10 protein-coding genes are annotated in these 11,762 nt (G+C 72.4%); all 10 read left to right on the top strand.

Annotated features, from left to right (window positions below; genetic code table 11):
• Positions 1 to 28: 28 nt before the first annotated feature.
• Entirely contained in the window at positions 29 to 1,201 is a 1,173-nt protein-coding gene (gene carA, locus VFH10_RS08670; RefSeq protein ID WP_325127718.1) for a glutamine-hydrolyzing carbamoyl-phosphate synthase small subunit, read from the top strand.
• 1 nt (position 1,202) lies between these two features.
• Positions 1,203 to 4,517, top strand: coding sequence for a carbamoyl-phosphate synthase large subunit (carB, locus tag VFH10_RS08665; RefSeq protein ID WP_325127717.1), 3,315 nt, complete (start codon positions 1,203 to 1,205; stop codon positions 4,515 to 4,517).
• The gene (locus tag VFH10_RS08660) at positions 4,514 to 5,596 is read left to right on the top strand and encodes a quinone-dependent dihydroorotate dehydrogenase (RefSeq protein WP_325127716.1); all 1,083 of its coding nucleotides are present in this window, start codon (positions 4,514 to 4,516) and stop codon (positions 5,594 to 5,596) included. The genes carB and VFH10_RS08660 overlap by 4 nt, the downstream gene beginning before the upstream one ends.
• A gap of 7 nt (positions 5,597 to 5,603) precedes the next feature.
• Positions 5,604 to 6,458, top strand: coding sequence for a hypothetical protein (locus VFH10_RS08655; RefSeq protein WP_325127715.1), 855 nt, complete (start codon positions 5,604 to 5,606; stop codon positions 6,456 to 6,458).
• The gene (locus tag VFH10_RS08650) at positions 6,455 to 7,399 is read left to right on the top strand and encodes a hypothetical protein (RefSeq protein WP_325127714.1); all 945 of its coding nucleotides are present in this window, start codon (positions 6,455 to 6,457) and stop codon (positions 7,397 to 7,399) included. The genes VFH10_RS08655 and VFH10_RS08650 overlap by 4 nt, the downstream gene beginning before the upstream one ends.
• The gene (pyrF, locus tag VFH10_RS08645) at positions 7,396 to 8,220 is read left to right on the top strand and encodes an orotidine-5'-phosphate decarboxylase (RefSeq protein ID WP_325127713.1); all 825 of its coding nucleotides are present in this window, start codon (positions 7,396 to 7,398) and stop codon (positions 8,218 to 8,220) included. Before VFH10_RS08650 ends, pyrF begins: the two co-directional genes overlap by 4 nt.
• Before the next feature lie 9 nt (positions 8,221 to 8,229).
• Positions 8,230 to 10,293: a M3 family metallopeptidase gene (locus VFH10_RS08640; protein ID WP_325127712.1), complete on the top strand. Its 2,064-nt coding sequence runs from the start codon at positions 8,230 to 8,232 to the stop codon at positions 10,291 to 10,293.
• A complete protein-coding gene (locus VFH10_RS08635; RefSeq protein WP_325127711.1) occupies positions 10,294 to 10,755 on the top strand; it encodes a hypothetical protein in 462 nt (153 codons plus the stop codon).
• Positions 10,756 to 10,852: 97 nt separating this feature from the next.
• Positions 10,853 to 11,173, top strand: coding sequence for an integration host factor, actinobacterial type (gene mihF / locus VFH10_RS08630; protein WP_325127710.1), 321 nt, complete (start codon positions 10,853 to 10,855; stop codon positions 11,171 to 11,173).
• Positions 11,166 to 11,759 (top strand): guanylate kinase, encoded by a 594-nt coding sequence (gene gmk, locus VFH10_RS08625; protein ID WP_325127709.1) that lies wholly within the window; start codon positions 11,166 to 11,168, stop codon positions 11,757 to 11,759. Before mihF ends, gmk begins: the two co-directional genes overlap by 8 nt.
• The last annotated feature ends 3 nt before the right edge of the window (positions 11,760 to 11,762 follow it).

Genomic DNA, 11,762 nt, shown 5'->3' with positions numbered 1-11,762 from the left:
CGACAGGCCCGCCCCCCGGCAGGCCGCACTGCTCGTGCTCGAGGACGGCCGCACCTTCCACGGCGAGGGCTTCGGCGCCGAGGGCGAGACGTTCGGCGAGGCGGTGTTCTCCACCGGCATGACCGGCTACCAGGAGACGCTGACCGACCCGTCGTACCACCGCCAGGTCGTCGTGATGACCGCGCCGCACGTCGGCAACACCGGCATGAACGACGAGGACCCGGAGTCGCGCAAGATCTGGGTGAGCGGGTACGTCGTCCGCGACCCGGCCCGGATCCCGTCCAGCTGGCGCTCCCGCCGCTCGCTCGACGACGCCCTCCGCGAGCAGGGAGTGGTCGGCATCAGCGGGGTCGACACGCGCGCACTGACCCGGCACCTGCGGGAGCGCGGCGCGATGCGGGTCGGCATCTCGACGACCGAGACCGACCCCGCGGCGCTGCTGGAGCGAGTGCTCATGGCGGACGAGATGGCCGGCTCCGAGCTGGCCGACCAGGTGACGACGGCGGAGACCTACGTCGTGCCGGCGGTGGGGGAGAAGCGGCTCACCGTCGCCGCCGTCGACCTCGGCATCAAGGCGAACACCCCGCGGATGATGGCCGAGCGCGGCATCGAGGTGCACGTGCTGCCCGCCACCGCGAGCGTCGACGAGGTGCTCGCGGTCGCGCCGGACGGGGTCTTCTACTCCAACGGCCCGGGTGACCCGGCCGCCACCACCCACCAGGTCGAGCTGCTCAAGTCCCTGCTGGGACAGGGGATTCCCTACTTCGGGATCTGCTTCGGCAACCAGCTGTTCGGCCGCGCGCTCGGCTTCGGCACCTACAAGCTCAAGTACGGTCACCGCGGCATCAACCAGCCGGTGATGGACCGCACGACCGGCAAGGTCGAGGTCACCGCGCACAACCACGGGTTCGCGGTAGACGCGCCGCTGAAGGGCACCACCAGAACGGAGTACGGCGAGGCCACGGTCAGCCACGTCTGCCTCAACGACGATGTCGTCGAGGGGCTCGAGCTGCGAGACGGGGACGGGCGGCTCAAGGCGTTCTCGGTGCAGTACCACCCGGAGGCCGCGGCCGGACCGCACGACGCGGCGTACCTGTTCGACCGGTTCGTGCAGCTGATGTCGGGCGAGGGGTCAGCTGTGCAGAGACACGCCGACCAGGGGCCTGAAGAACTGACTCCTCGGCGGGAAGGGCGGTCCTGACGTGCCGAAACGCACGGACATCCACAGCGTGCTGGTGATCGGGTCGGGACCGATCATCATCGGCCAGGCGTGCGAGTTCGACTACTCGGGGACCCAGGCGTGCCGGGTGCTCAAGGAGGAGGGCCTGCGCGTCGTCCTGGTGAACTCCAACCCGGCGACGATCATGACCGACCCGGAGTTCGCGGACGCGACGTACGTCGAGCCGATCACCGCGGAGTACGTGGAGAAGGTGATCGAGAAGGAGCGCCCCGACGCGCTTCTGGCCACCCTGGGCGGGCAGACCGCGCTGAACGCGGCCATCGCGCTCTCCGAGGCGGGCGTGCTCGAGAAGTACGGCGTCGAGCTCATCGGCGCGAGCATCGAGGCGATCCACCGCGGCGAGAACCGCGAGTCGTTCAAGGGCATCGTCGAGGATCTCGGTGGCGAGGTGGCCCGCTCTGTGGTCTGCCACACAATGGACGACTGCCTCGGTGCCGCCGGCGAGCTCGGCTACCCGATGGTGGTGCGTCCCTCGTTCACGATGGGCGGCACCGGCTCCGGGATGGCGTACGACGCGGACGACCTGCGCCGCATCGCCGGCGCCGGCCTGGCCGCGAGCCCGACCACCGAGGTGCTCCTCGAGGAGTCGATCCTCGGCTGGAAGGAGTACGAGCTCGAGGTGATGCGCGACAAGGCCGACAACGTGGTCATCGTCTGCAGCATCGAGAACCTCGACCCGATGGGCGTGCACACCGGCGACTCGATCACGGTCGCGCCGGCGATGACGCTCACCGACCGTGAGTACCAGCACCTGCGCGACCTCTCCATCGGCATCATCCGGTCGGTCGGCGTCGACACCGGCGGCTGCAACATCCAGTTCGCGGTCAACCCCGACGACGGCCGCGTCGTGGTCATCGAGATGAACCCGCGGGTCTCGCGGTCCAGCGCACTCGCGTCGAAGGCGACCGGCTTCCCGATCGCCAAGATCGCCGCCAAGGTCGCGATCGGCTACACGCTCGACGAGATCCCCAACGACATCACCACGGCGCACGGCCAGGGCACCCCGGCCAGCTTCGAGCCGACGCTCGACTACGTCGTGGTCAAGGTGCCGCGGTTCGCCTTCGAGAAGTTCCCGTCCGCCGACCCGACCCTGACCACCCACATGAAGTCGGTCGGCGAGGCGATGGCCATCGGCCGCAACTTCACCGAGGCGCTGCAGAAGGCGCTGCGCAGCCTGGAGAGCAAGGCGGCGGTCTTCGACTGGACCCACCACTGGGAGGACCTCGACAAGGCCGCGCTGCTCGAGGAGGTCCGCACACCGCACGACGGCCGGCTCAAGAAGGTGATGGACGCGCTGCGCGCGGGCGCCACGGCGGAGGAGATCTTCGCGTCGACCGCGATCGACCCCTGGTTCGTCGACCAGCTCGCCCTGATCAACGAGATCGCCGGCGAGATCGCCGCCGCCCCCGAGCTCTCCCCCCAGGTGCTTCGACGCGCGAAGCGACACGGGTTCTCCGACGCGCAGATCGGGAAGATCCGCGACCTGCGCGAGGACGTCGTCCGCGGCGTCCGGCACGCGCTTGGCATCCGCCCGGTGTTCAAGACGGTCGACACCTGCGCGGCCGAGTTCGCCGCGCGCACGCCGTACCACTACTCGTCGTACGACGAGGAGACGGAGGTCCGGCCGCGCGAGACGCCGGCCGTGATCATCCTCGGGTCCGGTCCCAACCGGATCGGACAGGGGATCGAGTTCGACTACTCCTGCGTGCACGCGAGCCTGGCGCTGTCGGCCACGAAGGGCGGCGGCCGCTACGAGACGATCATGGTCAACTGCAACCCCGAGACCGTCTCGACCGACTACGACACCTCCGACCGGCTCTACTTCGAGCCGCTCACGCTGGAGGACGTCCTCGAGATCGTGCACGCCGAGCGGCAGGCGGGACCGGTCGCCGGAGTGATCTGCCAGCTCGGCGGGCAGACCCCGCTAGGGCTCGCGCAGGGCCTGCAGGACGCCGGGGTGCCGATCGTCGGGACGTCGCCCGCCGCGATCCACCTCGCCGAGGAGCGTGGTGCGTTCGGACGGGTGCTCCACAAGGCCGGGCTGCCCGCCCCGAAGCACGGACTCGCCACGTCGTACGACGAGGCGCGGGAGATCGCCCACGAGATCGGCTACCCGGTCCTGGTGCGGCCGTCCTACGTGCTCGGCGGGCGCGGGATGGAGATCGTCTACGACGACACCGCGCTGGAGTCCTACATCACCCGCGCGACGCAGGCCAGCCCGGAGCACCCGGTGCTGGTCGACCGGTTCATCGACGACGCGGTGGAGATCGACGTCGATGCGATCTTCGACGGTGAGGAGCTCTTCCTCGGCGGTGTGATGGAGCACATCGAGGAGGCCGGCATCCACTCCGGCGACTCCTCCTGCGCGCTGCCGCCGATCACGCTGGGCGCCCAGGAGATCGCTCGGATCCGCGAGGCCACCGAGGCCATCGCCCGAGGCCTCGGGGTGCTGGGTCTGCTCAACATCCAGTACGCGCTGGGCTCCGACGTGCTCTACGTCCTGGAAGCCAACCCGCGGGCCAGCCGCACGGTCCCGTTCGTCTCGAAGGCCACCGCGACGCCGCTGGCCAGTGCCGCCGCCCGCGTCATGCTCGGCGAGACGGTCGCCGAGCTGCGCGCCGCCGGTGTGCTGCCCGCCGAGGGTGACGGTGGCGACCTGCCCGGCGACGCCCCGATCGCGGTCAAGGAGGCGGTGATGCCGTTCAACCGGTTCCGCACGCCCGACGGCCGCAACGTGGACACCGTGCTCGGCCCGGAGATGAAGTCGACCGGCGAGGTGATGGGCTTCGACGCCGACTTCGGCACCGCGTTCGCGAAGGCCCAGACCGCAGCGTTCGGCTCGCTGCCCACCAGCGGCAAGGTCTTCGTGAGCATGGCCAACCGCGACAAGCGCTCGATGATCTTCCCGATCAAGGTGCTCGCCGACCGCGGCTTCGACATCCTCGCCACCCAGGGCACCGCCGAGGTGCTGCGCCGCAACGGCGTCCGGGTGACCGTCGTACGCAAGCACTTCGAGGGTCCGGGCCCCGCCGGCGAACCCACGACGGTGCAGCTGATCCAGGCCGGTGAGATCGACCTGGTGATCAACACCCCGCACGGCTCGTCGGGCGGTGGCTCGGCGCGCGTCGACGGCTACGAGATCCGGACCGCGGCCGTGATGGCCAACATCCCGTGCATCACCACCGTGCAGGGTCTCGGCGCGGCGGTGCAGGGCATCGAGGCGCTGCGCAGCGGCGGCATCGGGGTCCGGTCGCTGCAGGACTGGGCCCGTAGGTGACCCTCTACCGTCAGGTGTTCGACCGCGCCCTGGTGCGGCTCGACGCCGAGAAGGCGCACCGGCTCGGGTTCCGGACGCTGCGGGTGGCGCGGCCCGGGCTCGCGGGCCTCGACCGGCGGCGCCGTGACCGCGGGCGCCCGGTCTCGGCGATGGGGATCGAGTTCCCGGGCCCGCTCGGACTCGCCGCCGGCTTCGACAAGAACGCCGAGGGCATCGATGCGCTCGCCGCGCTGGGCTTCTCCTTCGTCGAGGTGGGCACCGTGACCGGCGAGCCGCAGCCCGGCAACGACCGGCCGCGGCTGTTCCGGCTGCCGGCCGACCGCGCGGTCGTGAACCGGATGGGCTTCAACAACGACGGGGCGGAGGCGGTCGCCGAGCGGCTCGCCCGGCGCCGGCTGCGGCTGGCCCGCCGCGGCACCCGCGACCGGGTGATCGTCGGCGTCAACATCGGCAGGACCAAGGCCGTCGCCGAGACCGATCCGCGCGCGGTGGTCGCCGACTACGAGAAGTCCACGCGTCTGCTCGCGCCCTACGCCGACTACCTCGTCGTCAACGTGAGCTCCCCCAACACCCCCGGGCTGCGCGACCTGCAGTCGGTCGAGCGGCTCCGCCCGCTGCTGGTGGCGGTCCGGCGCCAGGCGGACGCGGTCACGGGTACGCCCGGCCCGAACAGGACGGCCGGCCGGGTGCCGCTGCTGGTGAAGATCGCTCCCGACCTGTCCGACGAGGACGTGCTTGCGGTGGCCGACCTCGCCCTCGAGCTGGGTCTCGACGGGATCGTGGCCACCAACACGACCATCACCCGCGACGGCCTGGTCTCCTCGCCGGAGGACGTCGAGCGGGTCGGCGCCGGTGGACTGTCCGGGCGACCCCTCCGCCGTCGCGCGCTCGAGGTGCTCGAGCTGCTGCGCGACCGGGTCGGTCCGGACCTGACGATCATCGCGGTCGGCGGCATCGGCGACGCCGACGACGCGCGGGAACGGCTCGAGGCCGGCGCCACCCTGCTGCAGGCCTACACCGCCTTCGTCTACGAGGGCGCCGGCTGGCCGTCCCGCGTGCAGAACGAGCTGGCCCGGTGATCGACCCATGACCCCAGCGGGCACGACGGGTCCGGTCCAGGTGACCGGCGAGGTGCTGGGCGTCAAGAAGGTCGGTGCCCACCACCTGCTCACCATCGTCGCGCCGGGCGTCCCGGAGCGGTTCCGGCCTGGCACGCTCGTCGCGCTCGGCGTGGGCGGCCCGCTGTCGCAGCAGGTCGTGCCGGCGACGTACCCGATCCACCGGGTCCGGCCCACCGGCGCGTACGGCGGCACCGTCGAGGTGGTGCTGACCGCAGACGACCCGTCGTCGGCCTGGCTCGCGGGCACCCATGCCGGCACCGCGATCCCCGTCACCGGCCCGCTCGGTCGTCCCTTCGCACTGCCCAAGGAGCCGGTCACCTGCGTGCTCGCCGGCGAGGGGGCCGCGGCAGCACCCCTGTTCCCGCTGGCCGAACGGTTGCGTGAGCGCGGCTGCGCGGTGCACATGCTGCTCGGCGGCGCCACCGAGCGGCACCTGTACGGCGCCCTGGAGGCGCGGCGCGCCACCCGGGGGGTCACCGTCGCCACCCGGGATGGTTCGGTCGGCCTCGCGGGCACCGTGGCCGACGTGCTCCCCGACCTGCTCGAACGCACCGGCGCCGAGGTGGTCTACGCCGCGGGCGGCACGAGCAGCCTGCACGCGGTGGCGCTCGCCGCCGAGCGGCACGGCGCCTGGAGTCAGACCATGCTCACCGACGTGCCGATGCCCTGCGGCACCGGTCTGTGCCACGCCTGCGTGGTGCCGCTGGTGGGCGAGGACGGCCTCACCCGGATGGCCCGGGCCTGCGTCGACGGCCCGGTCGTGCGGGGCGACCGGGTCCGGTGGGCCGAGGTCGGCACCGTCCCGGAGGACGCCCGGTGACGCGGCCCACCGCCGACCTCGGCACCGACCTCGCCGGCGTCACGCTGCCGTCCCCGGTGCTCACCGCTGCCGGGTGCGGCGGCACCGGGCGGGAGCTGGAGCCGTACCTCGACCTCTCCCGGCTCGGCGCGTTCACCACCCGCACCCTCACCCTGGACCGCCGGCCGGGGGCCCCGACACCGCGGCTGGTCGCGACCCCCGGCGGTGTGCTCTCCGACACCGGTGGCCAGAACCCCGGCATCCAGGGGTTCCTCGCAGCCGAGCTGCCCTGGCTCGCCCAGCAGGGAGTGCGCACCATCGTCTCCCTGGCCGGGCTGACCCTCGCCGAATGGGCCGAGCTCGCCCGGCACGCCGGCGCCGCACCCGGCGTGACCGCCGTGGAGGTCGAGCTGTCCGGACGCTACGCCGGCGGACCGTCCCTCGACCTGGAGCCGTTCGGCGCCGCCAAGGCCGTGCACGTGGTGCGCCGCGAGGTGCCCCGCGGCGTGCCGGTGCTCGCCAAGCTGACCCCCGGCAGCCAGCTCGTCGACGTCGCCCGCGCGGTCGTCAAGGAGGGGGCCGACGGCCTGGTCGTCGGACACGGCGTACCGGCCCTTGCCTTCGACCCGGTGACGCTCACCCCGCTGCTCGGCGGGGGGTCGCCCTCCCTCAGCGGACCGGCCGTGCTGCCGGTGGCCGTGCGGGCGGTGGCCGAGGTGCACGCCGCCCTGCCCGGCGTGCCCGTCGTCGGCGCCGGGGGAGTGCGCACGGGGGCCGACGCCCTGCAGTTGCTGCTCGCCGGTGCCGCCGCCGTCGCGGTCGGCACCGCGCTGCTCGCCGACCCCGGCGCACCCGACCGGATCGCCGACGAGCTCGCCGGCCTGCTCGCCGAGCACGACCTGACCCGGCCCGCCGACGCCGTCGGACTCGGCCACACCGTCCTCGAGGGGGAACACGCATGACGTTCGGGAGCCGACTCCACGAAGCGATCCAGAGCCGCGGCCGGCTGTGCGTCGGCATCGACCCGCACCCGGCTCTGCTCGACGACTGGGGGCTCACCGACTCCGCGATCGGGCTGGAGCGGTTCGCCATGTCGGCGGTCGAGGCACTGGCCGGTGCGGTGTCCGTCGTCAAGCCGCAGTCGGCGTTCTTCGAGCGACACGGCTCCGCGGGCATCGCGGTGCTCGAGAAGGTCATCGAGGGGTGCCGCGACCTCGGCGCGCTCGTCCTCCTCGACGTCAAGCGCGGGGACATCGGCTCCACCGCCCAGGCGTACGCCGACGCCTACCTGACGCCCTCCAGCCCGCTGGCGGCGGACGCGATGACAGTCAGCCCCTACCTCGGGATGGGGTCACTGGACCCGCTGATCGACGCCGCCCGGCTCAACGACCGCGGTGTCTTCGTGCTCGCCCTCACCTCGAACCCCGAGGGGCCGCAGTTCCAGCACGCCACCACCCCCGACGGGAGGACGGTCGCCGCGACCGTCCTCGACGCGGTCGCCACCCTCAACGCCGGCGCCGAGCCGTGGGGCTCGGTCGGGGTCGTCGTGGGGGCGACGATCGAGGAGACCGCCGTCGAGCTCGACGTGAACGGGCCGATCCTGGTGCCCGGGTACGGTGCGCAGGGCGGCACCACGGCGGACATCCGGAAGGTGTTCGGCAGCGCCGCCCGGCACGTCCTGCCCAGCAGCTCGCGCGCCATCCTCTCCGCAGGGCCGGACCGCCGGTCCCTGCACCAGGCGGCCCTGCGGGCCGCCGAAGACCTCGCCGACCTCGACAGGTAGAACGGAATCATGTCCCTCGATCCCACCAACCCGTTCGCGAACCCGAGCCCGCTGCCGTTCGCGTTCCCGCCCTTCGACGCGATCCGGCACGAGCACTACCGGCCGGCGTTCGACGCGGGCGTCGCCGAGCACCGCGCGGAGATCGCGGCGATCACGGCCGACCCGGAGCCGCCCACGTTCGCCAACACGGTCGAGGCGATCGAGCGGTCGGGCCGGCTGCTCGACCGCACCATGCGGGTGTTCTACGAGATGGCCAACTCGATGGCCACCCCGCAGATGCAGGAGCTCGAGGGTGAGCTGATGCCGGAGTGGTCGGCGCACAACGACGCGATCCTGCTCGACGCCGACCTGTTCGCCCGTCTCGACGCGGTGCACGCCACCCGTCTCGAGTCCGGCCTCGACGACGAGCAGATCCGTCTCGTGGAGCGGCACCACACCGACTTCGTGCGTGCCGGGGCGGCGCTCCCGGCCGAGCAGCAGGCGTGGCTGCGCGAGCTCAACGACGAGATCAGCAAGACCACCACGAGGTTCGGCTCCACCCTGCTGGCGGAGGCCAACTCGATGGCACTGCACGTCACCGACGTCTCCGAGCTCGACGGCCTCAGCCACGACGCCGTCGACGCCGCCGCGCTCGCCGCCAAGGAGCGCGGCCTCGAGGGGCACGTGCTCACGCTGCTGTCGCCGACCATCCAGCCGGCACTGGCCACGCTGCGCAACCGCGACCTGCGCCGCCGGCTGCACGAGGCCGCCACCACCCGGGGCCTGCGCGGCGGTGACCACGACACGCGGGAGCTGATCACCCGGATCGCGCGGCTGCGCGCCGAGCGGGCCGGCCTGCTCGGGCATCCCGACCACGCGGCGTACGTCGTGGCGGACCAGACGGCGGGCACGACCGACGCGGTCACCTCCATGCTCGACGCGATGGCCGCGCCGGCGATGGCGAACCTGGCAGCAGAACGGGAGGCGATCGAGGCGGCGATGCGTGCGGACGGCATCGACGACGCGGTGCAGCCGTGGGACTGGACCTACTACGCGGCCCGGGTCAAGGCCGCGACGTACGACGTCGACACCGCCGCCCTGCGCCCGTACTTCTCGCTCGACCGGGTGCTCCACGACGGCGTGTTCTTCGCCGCCGAGCGGCTCTACGGCCTCACCTTCGCCGAGCGTGAAGACCTGCCGGCGTACGCCCCCGACATCCGCACCTACGAGGTCCGCGACGGTGACGGGCCCGACAGCACCGTGCTCGGGCTGTTCGTGTGCGACTGGTTCGCCCGGCCGACCAAGCGTGGCGGGGCCTGGATGGACGAGTTCATCACCCAGTCCCACCTGCTCGACGAGCGACCCGTGGTCGTGGTGTGCCTCAACGTGCCGCGGCCGGCGCAGGGGCAGCCGGCGCTGATGACGGTCGACGAGGTGCGCACCGCGTTCCACGAGTTCGGGCACGCCCTGCACGGTCTGTTCTCCGACGTCACCTACCCGCGGCTGGCGGGCACCCGGGTGCCCCGCGACTTCGTGGAGTTCCCTTCGCAGGTCAACGAGATGTGGGCGTGGGACCCCGCGGTGCTCGCCAACTATGCGCGTCACCACGCCACCGGGGAGCCGCTCGACCAGGACGTCGCCGACCGGCTGATCGCCTCGGGGGAGGCCGGCATGGGGTTCGACACCGTCTCGATGCTCGGCGCGGCGCTGCTCGACCACGAGTGGCACCGGCTCGCGCCCGGTGCGGAGGCGGTGCCGGCGGACGAGGTCGAGGCGTTCGAGGCCGCCGCGCTCGAGAGGCACGGGGTGCGGTCCGACCTGGTGCCGCCGAGGTACAGGTCCGGCTACTTCGCGCACGCGTTCACCAACGGGTACGACGCGGGCTACTACTCCTACCTGTGGAGCGAGGTGCTCGACGCCGACATGGTCGGCTGGTTCGAGGAGAACGGTGGTCTGCGCCGAGAGAACGGTGACGTCTTCCGCGAGCGGCTGCTCTCGCGCGGCGGTGCCGTGGACCCGATGGAGGCGTTCGCGTCGATCCGCGGCCGTGGCCCGAGCACCGAGCCGCTGCTGCGACGTCGCGGCCTGGTCTGAATGCGGGCTGCACCCCTGGCGCTCACGGTCGCTCTGTTCACGTCGCTGGTGGCGGCCGGCTGCTCCGACGCCACCGACGACTACTGCGCCGCCCTCACCGACGAGAAGGCGACGCTGGAGCGGCTGTCACAGCGTGCCGACGACCCGGCGAGCGGCGCCCTGTCAGACAGCGTCGACGTGTTCGAGGGCTTGCGAGACGCCTCACCCGAGGACATCCGCGACGAGTGGACGACGTACGTCATCGCCTGGCAGGGGCTCGAGTCCGCGCTCTCGAGAGCCGGCGTGGACGCCGGTGCCCTCGCCGACGGTGAGCAGCCCGAGGGCGTGACCGACGCCGAGCTCGACGCGGTGCGCGACGCGGCGGACAAGATGCGGTCACAGCCGGTGGTGGACGCCGCCGGCGGCATCGAGCAGCACGCAACCGACGTGTGTGGCGTCGATCTCGGCGGCAGCGGGCTCTAGCGCGGCCGACCCCGTGGGTGCGGCGTTGCAGCGGCGTACGGGCAATGACTAGATTGCGACCTGTTCACCCACCTTCGACGTAGACGGGGCATGCACCGTGGCTTTGCCGGAGCTCACACCGGAACAGCGCCAGGCGAATCTGGAGAAGGCCGCGGCCTCCCGGCGCGAACGGGCCGAGGTGAAGAACCGGCTGAAGCACTCCGGTGCCTCCATCGTCGACGTCCTGCACCAGGGGCAGGAGAACGACGTCATCGGCAAGATGCGCGTCCTCGACCTGCTCACCTCGATGCCGGGACTGGGCAAGGTCCGGGCCCGCCAGATGATGGAGCGGCTGAACATCTCCGAGAGCCGGCGCGTGCGCGGCCTCGGCGCCAACCAGGTCGCCGCGCTGGAGCGCGAGTTCGGCGCGCGTGGCTGACGGACCGAGCCGGCTGACCGTCCTGGCCGGCCCCACGGCGGTCGGCAAGGGCACGGTCGCAGCGGCGGTCCGGGCCGACTACCCCGAGGTGTGGATCTCGGTATCGGTGACGACCCGGAAGCCGCGGCCCGGTGAGGTGCACGGCCGGCACTACTTCTTCGTGAGCGACGAGGAGTTCGACGCGCTGGTCGCCGACGGGCAGCTGCTCGAGTGGGCGGTGGTGCACGGGGCGGCGCGTTACGGGACCCCGCGGCTGCCGGTGGAGCAGGCGGTCGCCGAGGGTCGGCCCGCGCTGCTGGAGATCGACCTCCAGGGCGCGCGTCAGGTGCGCGCGACGATGCCGGACGCGCTGTTCGTGTTCCTGAAGCCGCCGTCGTGGGAGGAACTGGTCCGCCGACTGGTCGGGCGGGGCACCGAGTCGGAGGAGGAGCGGGCCCGTCGGCTGGAGACCGCGCGGGAGGAGCTGGCCGCCGAGTCGGAGTTCGACGTGACGGTGGTGAACACCGAAGTTCACGCTGCAGCCGCCGAGTTGGTAGCCTTGTTGAAGGAACCACCTTCGGTTCCCTCTCACACCCCCGATCGTTGAGGT

This window comes from Nocardioides sp. (assembly GCF_035697785.1).
Taxonomy (GTDB): domain Bacteria; phylum Actinomycetota; class Actinomycetes; order Propionibacteriales; family Nocardioidaceae; genus Nocardioides_B.
This window is presented reverse-complemented; position numbering and strand designations above follow the sequence as displayed.